12 protein-coding genes are annotated in these 16,131 nt (G+C 70.8%); 6 read left to right on the top strand and 6 right to left on the bottom strand.

The features are described 5' to 3' along the window. The first annotated feature begins 129 nt into the window (after positions 1–129). Complete coding sequence (locus tag F8178_RS15835; protein WP_317495577.1) at positions 130–567, top strand: DoxX family protein; 438 nt, start codon at positions 130–132, stop codon at positions 565–567. Between the two features lie 28 nt (positions 568–595). Here the strand turns inward: F8178_RS15835 and F8178_RS15830 are convergent, their stop codons facing one another. After that, positions 596–1,309, bottom strand: coding sequence for a TIGR03089 family protein (locus F8178_RS15830; RefSeq protein ID WP_317495576.1), 714 nt, complete (start codon positions 1,307–1,309; stop codon positions 596–598). Between the two features lie 470 nt (positions 1,310–1,779). Then, a complete protein-coding gene (locus F8178_RS15825; RefSeq protein WP_317495575.1) occupies positions 1,780–5,022 on the bottom strand; it encodes a UvrD-helicase domain-containing protein in 3,243 nt (1,080 codons plus the stop codon). A gap of 137 nt (positions 5,023–5,159) precedes the next feature. On the opposite strand from F8178_RS15825, the gene rfbB reads away from it, so the two are divergent. Then, positions 5,160–6,230 carry a dTDP-glucose 4,6-dehydratase gene (gene rfbB / locus F8178_RS15820; RefSeq protein ID WP_317495599.1) on the top strand — a complete coding sequence of 357 codons (1,071 nt, stop codon included), beginning with the start codon at positions 5,160–5,162 and terminating at the stop codon, positions 6,228–6,230. After that, entirely contained in the window at positions 6,227–7,129 is a 903-nt protein-coding gene (gene rfbD / locus F8178_RS15815) for a dTDP-4-dehydrorhamnose reductase (RefSeq protein WP_317495574.1), read from the top strand. Before rfbB ends, rfbD begins: the two co-directional genes overlap by 4 nt. Before the next feature lie 35 nt (positions 7,130–7,164). On the opposite strand, the gene F8178_RS15810 is transcribed toward rfbD, so the two are convergent. The 3 genes from F8178_RS15810 to F8178_RS15800 all read right to left on the bottom strand — a co-directional run bounded on the left by F8178_RS15810 (position 7,165) and on the right by F8178_RS15800 (position 12,072). Then, on the bottom strand, positions 7,165–8,259 hold the full coding sequence (locus F8178_RS15810; protein ID WP_317495573.1) for a glycosyltransferase family 1 protein: 1,095 nt from the start codon (positions 8,257–8,259) through the stop codon (positions 7,165–7,167). After that, positions 8,252–10,783 carry a glycosyltransferase gene (locus F8178_RS15805; protein WP_317495598.1) on the bottom strand — a complete coding sequence of 844 codons (2,532 nt, stop codon included), beginning with the start codon at positions 10,781–10,783 and terminating at the stop codon, positions 8,252–8,254. The genes F8178_RS15810 and F8178_RS15805 overlap by 8 nt, the downstream gene beginning before the upstream one ends. Positions 10,784–11,082: 299 nt before the next feature. Continuing rightward, positions 11,083–12,072, bottom strand: coding sequence for a glycosyltransferase family 2 protein (locus tag F8178_RS15800; RefSeq protein ID WP_317495572.1), 990 nt, complete (start codon positions 12,070–12,072; stop codon positions 11,083–11,085). Positions 12,073–12,091: 19 nt separating this feature from the next. On the opposite strand from F8178_RS15800, the gene F8178_RS15795 reads away from it, so the two are divergent. The 3 genes from F8178_RS15795 (at position 12,092) to F8178_RS15785 (ending at position 15,454) form a co-directional block, all read left to right on the top strand. Further along, positions 12,092–13,258 carry a glycosyltransferase family 1 protein gene (locus tag F8178_RS15795; RefSeq protein WP_317495571.1) on the top strand — a complete coding sequence of 389 codons (1,167 nt, stop codon included), beginning with the start codon at positions 12,092–12,094 and terminating at the stop codon, positions 13,256–13,258. A gap of 193 nt (positions 13,259–13,451) precedes the next feature. Then, complete coding sequence (locus F8178_RS15790; RefSeq protein WP_317495597.1) at positions 13,452–14,582, top strand: glycosyltransferase family 1 protein; 1,131 nt, start codon at positions 13,452–13,454, stop codon at positions 14,580–14,582. A gap of 5 nt (positions 14,583–14,587) precedes the next feature. Then, the gene (locus F8178_RS15785) at positions 14,588–15,454 is read left to right on the top strand and encodes a glycosyltransferase family 2 protein (RefSeq protein WP_317495570.1); all 867 of its coding nucleotides are present in this window, start codon (positions 14,588–14,590) and stop codon (positions 15,452–15,454) included. A 28-nt stretch (positions 15,455–15,482) separates the two neighbouring features. Here the strand turns inward: F8178_RS15785 and F8178_RS15780 are convergent, their stop codons facing one another. Beyond that, positions 15,483–16,094, bottom strand: coding sequence for a hypothetical protein (locus F8178_RS15780; RefSeq protein WP_317495569.1), 612 nt, complete (start codon positions 16,092–16,094; stop codon positions 15,483–15,485). Between the last annotated feature and the right edge of the window lie 37 nt (positions 16,095–16,131).

The raw sequence follows: 16,131 nt of genomic DNA, 5'->3' as shown, positions 1-16,131 counted from the left end.
GCTAGCGTCTGGTGCGGATCTGTCAACAGGTGCGGGATCGTGCACCAGAGCGGCGCTCCTTCGCCGCGCGCATCCGTCGTGATGCAGCCCGCGGTGCACGACGTCACCGGGGAGTGAAGGAGGCGCGCGATGTACGGGTGGGCGCGGGACCTGGCGGCGCTGATCGGTCGGATCGCCATCGCAGCGGTGTTTCTCGCTCACGGTCACGGCAAGTGGCAAGCGGGATTGAGTGCCACCGCCGAATCGGTGGCCGGCAACGGTATCCCACTGCCCACCCTGTCGGCGGCGTTCCTCATCTTCGTCGAAGGGGTTGGTTCCTTGCTGTTCGTCGTCGGCCTGCTGCTGCCGCTGGTGGGGATCGGCTACGCGGTCGTGGCGATCGGCGCGATCGCCTTCGTCCATCTCGGTGAGGGACTGGTGGGCGGGATCGAACTCCTCGTGGTGCTCGGGGCCGCCGGTCTCGCACTGGGATTCAACGGCGGTCGCCTCTCGCTCGACTACGTGCTGATCCGGCGATGGCGCGCGAGTCGAGCGGCGGCGCACCAGGAGGCTGTGGCGCGAGGGTGACGCACGCCGCAGGGCACCTCACAGCTGTTCAGGCGATTTCCACTGTGGTGCGTTCGGCCTGGCGGCGATCAGGGGCCGCTGCGTGTGCCACGCCGGTGACCTGCACCAGCGAGGCCCCCGCGGCCAGCGGCGCCAGCAGCGCGCCCAACACGCCGTCCGGCAGTGTCCAGTCGCGGGTGGACAGTACGCGATCCCCAGCGGCGATGCCGCTGGCAGCCGCCCGCTCCCGCGCAGTGGCCAGCACCTCGTCGACGGTGGACGACAGCAGCGCCGGGGCCTCACCCGGCACCGGCTGCGGCGGCACGAACTCGTCCCCGCAAGCCTTCACATCGGCCAGGTAGTCGAACATGGGCGGCCTCGTCGCCTCGGACAAGCCCCGGCCGAGCGGGTCCAGCGCGACCACAGCGGTCGCCCCCGCCGCCGACACGGCATCCTGCTGTCCCACCACGGTGAACGCCACGGCGGCCCCCTCAGGGGAGTCCGTGACGTGCCCACCGCACCACCAGGCACCTAGTAGCACCGCAGCCGTCTGCCAGTGGGCGGGCAGCCGCACACACACCGCGTCCCCCGGCTCGACGTCGAACTCCTCGGTCAACCAGTTCGCCGTCTTGGCTGCCCAGTTCGTCGCCGTGGCCACCGACAGCTCCACCCGGCTGCCCGCGTCCTCGTCGTAATGGGTGATCAACGGGCGGGCCGCCGACGCCGCCAGCAGCGGCCGCAGCACGGTCTCGGTAATACTCACGGCAGTATTGTCTCGAAGCACTGCTCCGCCCGCCGGTGTGGGTGCTCCGGCAGCCGTGACCCCCTGGTGGGGGCCTCGTCTGCCGGAGGGCGGTTGGAGCAGTGGCGGGATTGTCTCGAAGCTCTGCTCCGTCCGCCGGTGTGGGTGCTCCGGCAGCCGTGACCCCCTGGTGGGGGCCTCGTCTGCCGGAGGGCGGTTGGAGCAGTGGCGGGATTGTCTCGAAGCTCTGCTCCGTCCGCCGGTGTGGGTGCTCCGGCAGCCGTGACCCCCTGGTGGGGGCCTCGTCTGCCGGAGGGCGGTTGGAGCAGTGGCGGGATTGTCTCGAAGCTCTGCTCCGTCCGCCGGTGTGGGTGCTCCGGCAGCCGTGACCCCCTGGTGGGGGCCTCGTCTGCCGGAGGGCGGTTGGAGCAGTGGCGGGATTGTCTCGAAGCTCTGCTCCGTCCGCCGGTGTGGGTGCTCCGACAGCGGCGCTACAGCAGGCGTAGTTGGGTCTGCCGGTTCCGCTTGCGGGGCACCGTGTCGCCGATCCGCTCGCAGGTACGGTCGTCGAGCTCGGCGAGGAACGGGGAGGCTTCCGCGGGTCGGGTGCTGCCGTGGACGGTGCGCTCGGCGGCATGGCTGAGGTACAGGTGCCGTTGCGCGCGCGTCATCCCGACGAACAGCAGCCTGCGCTCCTCCTCCCGGTGCTGCTCGTCGGCCCCGTCGCCGTTGGTGCCCGGCCAGCGCAGCGGGAGCAGGCCGTCCTCGCAGCCGACGATGAACACCACGGCGAACTCCAAACCCTTGGCCGCGTGCAGCGTCAGCAGCGACACCCGGTCGGCCCGCGGATCCCAGGTGTCGACCTCCACCCCGAGCGACAGCTCGGTCAGCATCCGCTCCAGGTCCGTCCCGCACCGCTCGGCCAGCGGGGTGAGCAGGTCCACGGCGGTGTTGATCCGCTCCACCTCACCCGGCTCCGGATTCTCCCGCCGGGCAAGCACCGCGTCAGCTGCCACCCGTAACCGGTCGCGCAGCCGCTGCGGTGACCCGGCACGGTCGCTCCGTGAACCCCGGTCCGCCTCCGGCACGAACCGGAGCTCGGTGACCAGCTCGCTGACCCCCGGACGGTCCGCGAGCCGGTCGTGGGACCGCTTCTGGAACGGCAACCCGGCCTGGGTCAGCGCATCAGCCACGGCGCGGGCCTGGCGGTCGGTGCGGTAGAGCACCGCGAAGTCGCCGAAGCCCAACCCCTGCGTGCCGTCCTCCGAGACGCGGCCGCTGTCCAGCGAGTGGAACGAGGCACCGCCAAGGAGCCGTTCGATCGTGCGCGCCACGAACGACGCCTCGGCCTCAGGTGTCGCGGCGCGATGCAGGCCGACCCTTGCCGTGCCGTGGTCGCCCACCGGATGGAGCGACCGGCCCGGCACCAGGCTGCCCGGCGTGATCACTCGCATCGCCGCGCCGAGCACGTTGTCGCTGGAACGGTAGTTCCTGCCGAGGTGGACGGTCCGCGCGCCGGGGAAGTCCTGCTGGAACCGCAGGAAGTAGCTCACATCGGCGCCACGGAACCGGTAGATCGCCTGATCCGGGTCGCCGATGGCGGTGATCCCGCCCTGCGATGAGCTGCCGTCGACCCCGGCCCCCTGGGTGGCGAGCTGCCGGAGCAACCGGTACTGCTGACCGTCCGTGTCCTGGTACTCGTCCACCGAGATCCAGCGGTAGCGTTCCCGGTAGCTCGCTGCCAGGTCCGGATCGGACTCGAGAATCTCCGTGGGCAGGGCGACCAGCTCGTCGAAGTCGACAAGGTCCCACGCGCGGAGCGCGGCGACGTAGCGGTCGGCGCGATGGGGCAGCTCGGCGGCGGTGCTGCCGTGGCGGCGCGCCCGAGACAGCTCGGAAAGCAGCCGCTTTCCCTCCGCCTCACCGCCTGCGACCTCACCGGCCACCGCCAGTTGCGTCGCCTCGTCGGCGATGCCGAACCGGCCGGTCACCCCCACGCGGTGGTGTTGCTCGCGCAGGATGCGCGCGCCGAGTGAGTGGAACGTCGCGATGGTGACCTCGCCCGCCTGCTCCGGAGCCAGCGTGGCCAGTCGCTCGGTCATCTCCTCGGCGGCGCGCCTGGTGAAGGTGATCGCCAGGCAGTTCCGAGGGGACACCCCGCGTTCGGTGACGAGGTAGGCGATGCGGTGCGTCAGCGTGCGGGTCTTGCCCGTGCCCGGGCCCGCGACGATCAGCAGCGGAGCATCGAGGGGCTCGGCGGCGGCGCGCTGGTCTGGATCGAGCGCGTCCAGCAGCGAACCTGTCGCCTGCACCTCGGCAACCGGCGGTCGCGCCGGGGCCGCCCGCTCCTTGCCGGTAGGCTCCCCCGCGGTTTCCGAAGCGACGCGGGGCGTGGACCGCGGCGATGGACCGTCCGGTGTGGATGGCTCGGGCGCCTCAGGGAGGGCGTCGAACAGCGCGGGGGTGTGTACCGCGTTCAGCCGCCGCAGCTCACCGGCGTGGAAGAGCTTGATCACGCCATACTCGCCGTCGTAACCGGGTTCGCGGATGACCTCGCCCCGACGCAGGCGTGAGACGGCCTCGGCGAGCAGCGGCCACCGTGGCAGCACGTCGTCGAGATCGACGTCCTGCAGGATCGCCAGCTCGCTGCCGAAGGCGGCGGTGAGCTGATCGATCTCACGGAGAACCTTCTTGCTCTTCGGCCCCGTGCCGAGGATCTCGCTCACGATCTCGGGCAGCGGAACGAGACAGCGGTAGTCCGCTGCGCCGGGCGGCTTGCTGCCCTCCTGGCGGTCGGCCAACGCGTCCACGCGGTTGAGCACCCCGACGGTGAGTGGCTTGCCGCACTCCGGGCAGTGACCGCCGTGCTCGCGCGTTTGCGGTGGCTGCATCCGGACGCCGCACTTGCGGTGCCCGTCGACGTGGTACTTACCCTCCTCGGGAAAGAACTCGACGGTGCCCGCGTGCCCGTGCCCGGTGTCCAGCGCGTGGCGTATCGCGAAGTAATCCAGCTCGGTATCGAAGACGGTGGCCTCGCGCCCCAGCATCGGCGGTGAGTGCGCATCGGAGTTGCTCACCAGACGGTAACGATCGAGCTCTGAGATCCGCCAGTTCATCTCTGGGTCGCTGGATAGGCCGGTTTCCAGCGCGGTGATGTGATCGGCGAGGTCGGCGTAACAGTCGGAGATCCGGTCGAACCCCGACTTGGAACCGAGCACCGCGAACCACGGCGTCCAGATGTGCGCGGGCACCAGGTAGGAACCCTCGCCGCTTTCCAGCGTGATCTCCAGCAGGTCGCGGGAGTCCAGGCCGACGATAGGTCTGCCGTCGGAGCCGAGGTTGCCGATGCGCCCGAGCCTGCGGTTGAACTCCGCCGCCGCGGTGAAGTCGGGCACGTAGATCAGGTGATGGATCTTGCGGGTGAGACCATCCCGCTTGTAGATCGTCGAGATCTCCACCGACAGCATGAAGCGCACGTCGTTGCTCGCCACCGCAGGCGGCAAGGTCCGGGTGATCTCCCGTTCGATGTCGGCCCGCATGCGGAACAGGCCCTGCTCGGCGGGCTCGAGACATTCCCGCAGGTGGTCGAACCAGGCGGGGTGGGTGAAGTCCCCGGTGCCGACGACCGTGATCCCCTTACGGCGTGCCCACCAGCTCAGGTGGTGCAGGTCGCAGTCCTTGCTGCACGCCCGCGAGTACTTCGAGTGGATGTGCAGGTCGGCGTGGAAGCGCACGAGAGGGAGGGTAGTGCACCTCACGGCGACCGGGAGCGCGGGCCGTGCTCACCGAAACCGCCCCGCTTGCCCGGTACCGGCCACTAGACTGCCACGGGCAGGTCGGGCAGCGAACCAGGTGGAAGGCGATCGGTCAGATGCGAGTGCTCGTCACGGGAGGCGCGGGATTCATCGGGTCCAACTACGTACGGCAGGTTCTCTCCGGCGCGTACCCTTCGGTGGCTGGGGCCGAGGTGGTCGTTCTCGACAGCCTGACCTATGCGGGCAACGAAGCCAACCTGGAACCGATGGCAGACCACGAACGGTTGACCCTCGTCAAGGGCGATATCCGTGACGCGGATCTGGTAGAGCGCACCATGGCCGGCGTCGATCTGGTTGTGCACTTCGCCGCAGAATCCCACGTCGACCGCTCCATCGCGGGCTCGGCCGAGTTCGTGAGCACCAACGTCGTCGGTACGCAGACGTTGCTGCAGGCAGCTGCCGACGCAGGTGTCGGCAAGTTCGTGCACGTCTCCACCGACGAGGTGTACGGCTCCATCGCGCACGGTTCCTGGCCGGAGGACCATCCGCTCGAACCGAACTCGCCCTACGCCGCGTCGAAGGCGTCCTCCGACCTGATGGCCCGCTCCTTCTTCCGTACCCACGGCGTGCCGGTGTGCATCACGCGGTGCTCCAACAACTACGGTCCGTACCAGTTTCCGGAGAAGGTGATCCCCCTGTTCGTGACCAACCTGCTCGACGGCGAGCGGGTGCCGTTGTACGGTGACGGGCTCAACGTGCGGGACTGGCTCCACGTCGACGACCACTGCCGTGCCCTCCAGCTGGTCGCCGACGCAGGCCGTCCCGGCGAGATCTACAACATAGGCGGAGGAACCGAGTTGACGAACACCGAGCTCACGCAGCGACTGCTGGACGCGGTCGGCGCCGGGTGGGACATGGTCGAGCCGGTCACCGACCGCAAGGGCCACGATCGCCGGTACTCGGTGGACGCCAGCAAGATCCGGGACGAGCTCGACTATCGGCCTGCCGTGCCGTTCGAGACGGGCCTGGCCGAAACGGTGCGGTGGTACGCGGAGAACCGTCACTGGTGGGAGCCGTTGAAGCAGCGGCGGGAGCAGGCACCTGCGACACCGGCATCGGGCAGGCCACCGGGTTCGGTGCCGGAGCTGGTACGTGACCGGCCGCGCAGCCGGGGGGCCGCGCGATGACCGGCCTGGCCATCCTCGTGCCCGGTGGCAGCGGGCAGCTCGGGCGTGACATCGCTGCGCTGGCCCGCTCGGCAAGCGCGGCGCGTGTGGAGGTCACGGCGCCGTCCTCGGCCGAACTCGACATCACCCGGACCGGTTCGGTGGTGAGCGCGGTTCGGGAGTTCGCCGCGCGAGCCGCGGGCACGGGCCTACAGCCGATCGTGATCAACGCCGCCGCGTGCACCGCGGTGGACAAGGCGGAATCCGAGGAGCATCGGGCGTTCGCGGTCAACGCCGACGGCCCACGCGTGCTCGCCGCGGCCTGCGCCTCGCAGCAGCTCCCGCTGGTCCACCTGTCCACGGACTACGTCTTCGCAGGCGATGCCGACCGCCCTTACGAACCGGAGGATCCGCTCGGCCCGCGCAACGCGTACGGCCGGACCAAGGCGGCAGGCGAGAGCGCCGTCCTCGGTTCGGGGGCCGCGACGTGGGTGGTGCGCAGCTCGTGGCTGTACGGGGCTTCCGGTGAGAACTTCGTCAGCACGATGACCAGGCTCGAACGGGAGCAGGAAACGGTCACCGTGGTCGCCGACCAGTACGGTTCGCCGACCTGGACGGCCGATCTCGCGAACGGATTGCTGGAGCTCGCGGCCGTGATCACCAACCGGCGCGGCCCCGAGCGGCGCACGCTGCACTGCACCGGTGGCGGCCAGACCTCGTGGTACGAGTTCGCGCGGGCGATCTTCGCCGAGCTCGGCGCCGACGAGGATCGGGTACGGCCGTGCACCACGGCGGAGTTCCCGCGCACCGCCGAGCGTCCCGCGCGGTCGGTGCTGTCCAACGAGTCCTGGCTGGAGGCCGGGCTGACGCCGTTGCGCGACTGGCGTGCCGCCCTGGCCGAGTTTCTCGCCGGTCGCTGATCGCCCGGCGGGCTTACACACCCGCTGCCCGTGCCTTACCTGTTCACCGCGAAACGGTAGGCGTCGATGGTCGCCTCCGCGCACCGGTGCCAGGTGAAGCTGGCAGCGTGCGCCCTGCGGGCGATCGACCGGCTGCTGGGGGTGGCATCGTCCCGCTCGTCGACCGCGGCGCCGAGGGCCTGTGCCAGCCCGTCCAGATCGCCGTACGGGACGAGGTGGGCGAACGAGTCCGCCACCTCCCGCAGCGAGGGTACGTCGCTGCACACCACCGGAACGTCGCAGGCCATGGCCTCGAGCACGGGGAGCCCGAACCCCTCGTCGCGGGAGGGCAGCACCAGGGCGGAGGCACCGGCGACTACGCTGCGCAGGTCGACATCGGACACGTAGCCAGCGTGTTGCGATCGGTCGTTTACCACGAACGCCCCTGGTCCGATGAACACCAGCGGCGGTAACTCCGGATCGAGCCGGTGCGCCTCGGTGAGCCACTCCAACCCCTTGCGCGGGCTGGACGTGCCGACGAACAGCAGGTACTCCGAGGGCAGCCCGAACCGGGAACGCAGGTCGTTGTTGGGCGGCATGGCCGTGAACCAGGCCGGATCGACGCCGAGCGGTGTGACGATGATCTTCTCGCGGGACACGTCGAGGCGCTCGGCGACCGCATCGGCCACCGCCGCCGTGGGCGTGCAGATCGCGTCGGCGCGCCGCGCGCCGACGCGGACCAGCTCGGGAAGCAGCTCCTCGCTCGGCGCCAGCTCCTCGGGAGCATCCAGGAAGGCCAGGTCGTGGATGGTGAGCACCCCGGCGGCCCGCGCGGTTCCCGGCAGCACGTAGTTGGTGCCGTGCACCACGTCCGCAGGCCCCGCGAAGAGCTCGATCTGCGGGAAGGAGCCACGGAGCCAGCACCGGCGCAGGACGCGCGCGGAGATGGGCATCCCGCGAGCCCGCACCCCGTGGGGGAGCACGTCACGGATCCTTCGCCACCCCCGCACGGTGAAGGCGACCGCGCGGGCGTCGACCGAGGGCATGGACTCCAGCTCCTCGGACAGTGATGCGGTGTACCGGCCGACCCCGGTGCGTTCACCCAGCAGCGGTGTGCCGTCGAGCAGCACCTTCAGCGCGCGATTAGCCATTGCCCAGTCCCCCGGATCGCGACATGTGAATCATCCGCTCCCGTACCGTCCTGCGCACACGTCCCCCGGCACGCCGGAGGAGTTCCCCCGGCCCACCGTCGGCGAGGTAGGAACGCGCCAGCCGTAGATCCCTGCGCAGCCGCGCGGATCCGTGTTCGGCCGCAGTGCGCACCAGGTCCCCGGAACCGGGCAGGCGATCGGCCGCTGGCCGGGGGTCCCGGCAGAACCGGACCAGCGGTTCGAGCGCGCGCGGCCAGCTGAACTGCTCGGCGACGGCTGCTATCCGATCGGCACATGCCGCTCGGAACTCGGTGTCGTAGAGGGCGCGCTCCAGGGCGTCTGCCAGCGCGGTCGGATCGGCAGCAGGCACGACGAGGCCGATCCCGTGCGCGCGTACCAGGTCGGCGAAGGAATCGCCGTCGGTGGTCACGATGGGCAGTCCGGCCCACAGGTAGTCGAGCACGCGGGTGCGGAACGCGAACATCGTTTCGGCGTGCTCGAAGTGCGTGGTGACGCCGCAGTCGGCTTCCAGCAGCCAGTTCTGACGCTCGGCGTACGGCACCCAGTGCTCGTTGAAGAACACGTGCTTGCCGGTGAGGTCGAGATCGTCGGCAAGGCGCACCGCACGATCGGCGGTAGCGGTGTCGGTGACCTCCGGATTGGGGTGGCGCATGCCGAGGAACACCAGCCGGACCTCGGGTTTGCGATGCCGCAACTCGTCGACCGCGCGGATCAGCGTGACCGGGTCGAACCAGCTGTAGATCCCGCCTGCCCACAGGATCACGCGGTCGCCTGCGGAGATGCCGGGAACCGTCTCGCGCGGTCCGGGTCCGGTCCGTCGCGGCGGCTCGGCTGGCAACCCGAACGGGACGACCGACAGCAGTGATCGCGTGGTGGGATCCGCGTCGTACAGGCGGGGAGACAGCCGTCCGGTCGCGGCGAGGTGACCAAGCCAGAAGTGCCGCTGCCGCTCGGAGGCGCACAGGAAGAAGTCACCGCGTCGCAGCTGCGCCTCCAGCACCCTGGTGACCCCGGTCAGCTCGGCGGCACGGGCGTCGTCCGGCGCGGCACGGCTCTGCTCGAGCACCTCGAGGTGCATCGGGTCGTAGAGGTCACATACCACGATGGTGTGCGCCTGGTCGGCGTGCAGGGCAGGCGCCATCTCGAGCACATGCCCCTGCAGGATGACGATATCGGCCCAAGCGAGGTGCGCGTCGAGATCGCGGCGCCGGGCGGCGTCGACGGTGAACGGCGCGGGCGACGGCTCGCACCGGGGGTTCATCGTCACCAGTCGTACCTCGTGTTCGGCGGCCAACACCTCCGCGATGTGCCAGGCGCGGATGGCGGGGCCCGCCATCCGTTCGGTGAGCGCGTCCCCGGTCAGCACCAGCACCCTGCGTCGGGTGCCGAACGCCTCGTGCACGGCGAAGGTTTCGGCGAGGATGTCGTGTGCCGCCAGGTAGCGCGGCAGCGGGAACGCGGGCTCGAGCGGCTCCCGCAACAGCGGGGCAAGGTCGGCGTCGGTGCGGACGCGTTGCCGCTGCACCCGCTCCCGTGCCTGGCGCAGCTCAGGTAGCAGCTCGACGAACTGGTCGATGGCCAACACCCCGGCCAGCGCCTGGCGTGGCACGGCCACGTCGCCGACGGCGACCTCCCCGTTGCGGTGTCGCGGGTCGAGTTGGGTTGCGTCCAGCTCGCCGCGGGCGGTGGCGCGCCGGACCGCCAGTGCCAGCGCGGCGGGCAGCAGGGTGGCCAGGGACTCCTCGGACAGGTTCTTGTACAGCGCAGCGAGCGCGTTGCGTTCCAGCAGGAAGGTTTCCCGCCCCGACTCCGGGGTGTCGACGGTGTCCATGGTGCCGTGGTGCCGGTGGTAGGCCACCGACGCGGGAACGTAACGCACCCGCCAGCCGAACAGGTTCAGCCGCCAGCCGAGGTCGACGTCCTCGTAGAACAGGAAGAAGCGCTCGTCGAAACCACCGAGCTCGCGGAACACCTCGGCTCGGACGAACATCGCCGCGCCGGTCGCGAACAGCACGTCCTTGGCGCGGTCGTGCTCGGCGTCGTCGAGGCAGGCGAGGGGCGCATCGGCGTGGCGCTTGTAGCCCATGCCGAACCAGGTGAGACCGGCGTCGACGAAGTCGACCGTGTCGCCTTCCCAACCGAGGACCTTGCTGGCGACCGCCGCGACCGTGGGATCGGCCAGCAGTGCGTCCACGGCGGACCGCACCCAGTGCGGGTCGGGCGTGGCGTCGCTATTGAGTAGCGCCAGCACGGAACCACGCGCGTGCCGGGCCCCGAGGTTGCAGCCACCGGCGAACCCGAGGTTCTCGGCCGCGGGCACCACGGTCACCGGCACTGCCTCCATGTCGGCGGCGGCCGCGCGTAGCACCTCGAGGTCGTCGCTGCCCGAGGCGTTGTCCACACAGATGATCTCGAGCGCCGGGTAGTCCAGCTCGCTTGCCAACGACCGGAGGCAGCGCGCGGTATCGGTGGCGCCGCGGTAGTTGACCACGATCACCGACACCAGCGGTAGCTGCTGCCTGCCGGGCGAACGTGCGGCGTCCGCGGCGCCTACAGCGTCGGCGGCGCCCACAGCGTCGGCGGCGACTGCTGCGTCATCCGCGTCCGCTGCGCTGTCCTCGGCACCCACAGCCTCTCCTTCTCGTCCCTCGAGGGTTGTCCACCATCCACGCGCGATGGCCCATGCGCACACTAGTCTTCCCGGGTGAGGTGGCGTGGTCGCGGGTACGCTGCTCGTGAACCCGCACAGCGGGGTCGCCGGTACCGCTGGATCGCCGTGTTCCTGGCGCCGGTCATGGCCGGTCACCGCCCAGCCCATCGCCGCCATACCTGGCGTCGCCGTGCGCTGGGGCCTTGGCCCCGTCGGGCGCGCAACGCCGGGACGAGGCGTAGGAACGCACCGGTGAGCGCCGCGAGACGCACACCCGCCCGGAAGTTCGGCTCGGTGCAGGCGGCATGACCGGAGCGTAACGCGCGCAGCGGCAGCAGCAGTGTCAATGCGGCGAAACGCGCGTGCTGGCCCGCTGCGACCCCAGCCGGGGCGCACCGGGCCAGCATGAGCAGGCGGTTGCGCTCGTTCCAGAGGTGGAAGCGGGGCGAACCGGGCCGGGTACTGGCTCCCTGCTGGTGACTTGCCCGCGCGGTGGGCACGGCGAGTACCCGCCAGCCTGCCAACCGCAGGCGCCACGCGGTGTCGGTGTCCTCGTAGTAACAGAAGAACTCGGCGGGGACCCCGCCCGCCGCTGACAGCGCGGCGGTGCGCAACAGCGCCGCACCGCCGCAGAAGCCGAACACCTCGGTGGCGCCGGTGTCGGAGACGGGCTCGACCGGCGCGGCCTGCGCGGAGTACGGGTTGCGTATGGAGGTGATGTCGGCGCCGTGGCCGTCGTGACACAGCCGGACACCGAGGGACAGCACGGTGCCGTCTGCCCCGGTCAGGCAGGCGCTCGCCGCCGCGGCCCCCGGGTCGGCCAGCAGCGCGTCCTCCAGCTCGGCCAGCCAGTCCGGTTTCGGGAGGGCGTCATCGTTGAGCCAGGCCACAAAGGGCGTGTCCACGACGGGCAGGGCCGCGGCGATCCCTCCGGCGTAGCCGGTGTTGCGGGACAGCCGGATCACCCGTGGCCTGCTCGGATGGCTGTCCAGCACGTCGGCCGTGCCGTCGGTGGAGGCGTTGTCCACCACGATGGTCTGATGTGGACGACATTGCGCGGCGACCGCGTCGAGGCAGGCTGCCAGCCGCGAGTGACCCTGCCACGTGACGATCACGATGCTGGTGCGCGGACCGGTAGCCATAGCACGCACAATAGAGATTGTGCCGGAACTCGTGGTACTCGCCGACCAGCTCTTCGCACCGGTGCCGGGTGGTACCGGGCGGTACACGGCTGAGCTGCTGCGCGCGCTCGCGGAAACGGCACCGGCTGGCTGGAGCGTGACCAGCGTGGTCTCCCGTCGCGACGATCTCGAGCAGGCGGAGATCCCCGGCGTCGACGGCCCGCGGGTGTTGCCCGTGCCGCGTCGCACATTGGTGGCCATGTGGCAGGCGGGTATCCCGTACTGGCCGGGAGGCGACGCCGTGCACGCGCCGACCCCGCTGGCACCGCCGCGGCGGCCCGCGGTGGGGCGGCACCGGCGTGCCACGCTCGCCGTGACGGTGCACGACTCCGTGCCGTGGACGCACCCGCACACGCTGACCAGGCGAGGTGTGTCCTGGCACCGGATCATGGTCTCTCGTGCTATGCGCCGGGCGGATTTCGTGGTGGTGCCCACCCGTTCGGTGGCCGCGGAGCTGCGCGAGCACGTGCCAGGCGATACCAGGGTGGAGGTGGTCGCGCACGGTGTCAGCGAGGTGTTCACCGCGGCAGAGGAAGTCGAGCTCCCGGTCGACGTGACCCACCTCGACCTGCCGGACCGTTACGTCCTCTGCGTGGGAACGCTGGAGCCCAGGAAAGGGCTCGAGGTGCTCATCGACGCGATCGCCAGGCTGCACCAGGTGGATCCGCGGGCGCCCGCGCTGTTGCTTGTCGGCCAGCAGGGCTGGGGTTGGGTGGACCCCACCACCGAGGCGCAGCGATACGGACTGCCTTCCGGGACGGTGCGGGTGCTTGGCAGGCTGCCGGATCTGGAACTGGCTGCCGTCATGCGCCGGGCCGCGGTACTGGCGGCCCCCAGCCACGCGGAGGGATTCGGCCTGCCCGTGCTCGAGGCGATGGCCGCCGGGGTGCCGGTGGTGCATTCCGACGTGCCCGCCGTGGTCGAAGTGGCCGGTGGTGCGGGGGTCACGGTGCCGCGCGGCGACGCGCAGCAGTTGAGCGAGTCGCTGCAGGAAGTCGTCAACGATCCGGTGTGGTCGGCGAAGCTGGCGGCAGCGGGCCGCAGGCGTGCGGCGGAGTTCTCCTGGCGCAGCGCGGCAGAGGCGGTGTGGTCGCTCCATCGCAACGGGTACCGCGACTGTCCCGGGGACGTCCCGAGCACCGCGTGAGTGCGGTGCCCGGCCCCTGACGGTACCGGGCCGGGCGGAATCTGCATGATCACGGCATCGTAGGCTCGGGAATCGAGTTCGTATCGCTACCGTATCGGGGCGATATCGACGTCCCGGAGAAGATCCATCGATTAGGGCACCGCGACGAAGCTGTACAGAGTAGGCTGCACCCGTGCCACGCACCGAGCCCCACGTGTTGATCGACGCCACCGCCGTTCCCGTGGACCGGGGTGGGGTCGGTCGCTACGTGGACGCGCTCGTCACCGCGCTCGCCGCCGATGGCGCGCGCATCAGCGTCGCGTGTCAGATCCGGGACGAGGAGCGGTACGCTGCGATGGCACCCGGAGCCGGTGTGGTCACCGCCACCGAGTCCGCCCTGGCCCGCACCGCACGGCTGGCGTGGGAACAGACCACCTTGCCGGTGCTCGCGCGCAGGCTCGCCGCCGATGTGGTGCACTCGCCCCACTACACGTTGCCGCTGGCCAACAGGGCGGCCTCGGTGGTCACGCTGCATGATGCCACGTTCTTCACCGCTCCCGAGGTACACGCGCCGATCAAGACGCGCTTCTTCCGTAGCTGGAGCAGGCTCGCGCTGCGCAGGGCCGGGCGCTGCATCGTGCCGAGCGCGGCGACGGCCGGTGAGCTGGCCGCTGTCGCCAAGATGAACCACGATCGGGTGGATATTGTCCCTCATGGGGTGGATCCCGGTGGCTTTTACGTCCCGCTGCCCGAGCAGGTGCGCGAGGCGCGTCGGGCGATCGGGTTAGCCGACTCGCCCGGCGACGAACGGTACGTGGCATTCCTCGGCCCGCTCGAACCCCGCAAGAACGTTCCCGCACTGGTTCGCGGGTTCGCCAGGGCCGTCCGGGAACGTGCCGAACCGCCCACGCTGGTGCTGGCCGGTCGCGACGGCTGGGACGGCGAGGTGGATCGAGCGCTGGACGAGGTGCCGCCAGGGGTCCGGGTGATCCGCACCGGGTACCTGCCTTACGAGCTGCTGGCGGGATTCCTCGGCGGTGCGGAGCTGGTAGCCTACCCGAGCCTCGGGGAGGGGTTCGGGCTGCCGGTGCTCGAGGCCATGGCCTGCGGTGCGTGTGTGCTCACCACGCGTCGCCTCGCGCTGCCGGAGGTCGGCGGCGATTGCGTTGCGTATTGCGCGGTCGACCCGGACGGTATCGCGCGCGCCCTCGTCGAACTGCTCGACGACCCGCATCGCCGCACCGCATTGGGTGCCGCGGCCCAGCTGCGAGCCAAGGAGTTCAGCTGGTCGGTGTCGGCGGACGGGCACCGCGCGTCGTATGACCGTGCGTGGTGGGGAGAATGACGTGCGTGACCGATTCGACCGGACAGCGTCGTTACGGCGACGGTGTCGCCGTTGTGACGGTGACCTACTCGCCGGGCGAGATGCTCGAGCGGTTCGTCGACACGTTGGCGAAGTCCACCACGCGACAGGTGCGGGTGCTGCTCGCCGACAACGGCTCCACGGACGGCGCTCCCGAGCTCGCCGCCGAGCGTGACGGAGTATCGCTGCTGCAGATGGGGAGCAATCTCGGGTACGGCGCGGCGGCCAACAAGGCCGTCGCCGCGCTGGACGACACCGTGGGATGGGTCGTCGTGGCCAATCCCGATCTGGAGTGGGAGGCGGACGCGCTGGATCAGCTGCTGGACGCCGCACAGCGGTGGCCGCGGGGTGGGGCATTCGGTCCGCTGATCACCGGCCAGGATGGTGGGGTCTACCCGTCCGCGCGCTCGCTGCCGTCGATGAGCAGCGGTATCGGGCACGGCCTGTTCGGCAGGGTGTGGCCGGGCAATCCGTGGACCCGCGCTTACCTGCAGCACGGCGACAGGGTGACCGAGCGGCCAGCCGGCTGGCTGTCCGGGTCGTGCCTGCTGCTGCGCAGGGAGGCGTTCGACTCGGTGCGGGGATTCGATCCGCGGTACTTCATGTACTTCGAGGACGTCGACCTCGGCGACCGGCTCGGCAGGGCTGGCTGGCTCAACATCTACGTCCCGTCGGCGCAGGTGATGCACCTCGGGGGGCACGCGACGATGCGCGACTCGCGGCTGATGCTCGTCGCGCACCACGCGAGTGCTTACCGCTACCTCGCCGACCGGCACCGGGGGTGGCGCTGGAAGCCGGTGCTCGCGATCGTGCGACTGGGCCTCGCGGTGCGGCTCAGGCTGGCGTGCCGGTGATCGGGCGGGTGGTGCCGCCGCGCGCCGGTCACTCCCCGTCGAGGCGGCGCGCCACGCGGGACTGCTGCGGGTGGGTCACGGTTGGCACCAGATCGGGCGATTCCTGCGGCTCCGGCGGTCGCTCGTCGGAGCCGGTCGTGTCCGGCTCCGTGCCGGACGCCGTGCCGGATGCGGCGGGGAGTGGGACGCCCTGCGGGGGCGTGTCGGCCTGCGGGTCGTGCGGTGAGCCTTCTGCCGGGGCGGGTTGGCAGGCGGGTGCGGTGCCGGCGGCATCGGCGCTGTCGGGTCGGCGTCGGCGGGTGTCCTGCGCCCTGACTTGATCGTGCGGCAGCCGCGTGGTCGCGTCGGGGTCCCCATCGCGCTCGGCATCGCTCACCACGGTGCGGTGGATCCGCAGGGTGCGTGAGGCGTCCATCGGGGAGACCGCAGTGTCGGGGGTCACCACGAAATTTCCCCTGGCGCGGGCGCGGGACAGCAACGCATCGGCTTTGTCGAGTGGATCCATCGCACTTCCGCCCTTCTCACCCAGCACGTCCGTCCCGTGGCTGGCCACCGGCTCGTGGTGTCGGTCACCAGCCGCCGCGGTTCGCAGTCGCACCCGCAGCGACCCGACCTCGCGACCCCGCACGTATCCGACCACACTCCGGGACCTGTGGCGTTTCGCGCTCGCCGTACCG

The sequence above is a fragment of the Haloechinothrix sp. LS1_15 genome (assembly GCF_033042135.1).
In the GTDB taxonomy this organism is placed as follows: Bacteria; Actinomycetota; Actinomycetes; order Mycobacteriales; family Pseudonocardiaceae; genus Haloechinothrix.
The sequence above is the reverse complement of the archived record's forward strand: the minus strand, read 5'-3'. Positions and strand labels throughout refer to the sequence as shown.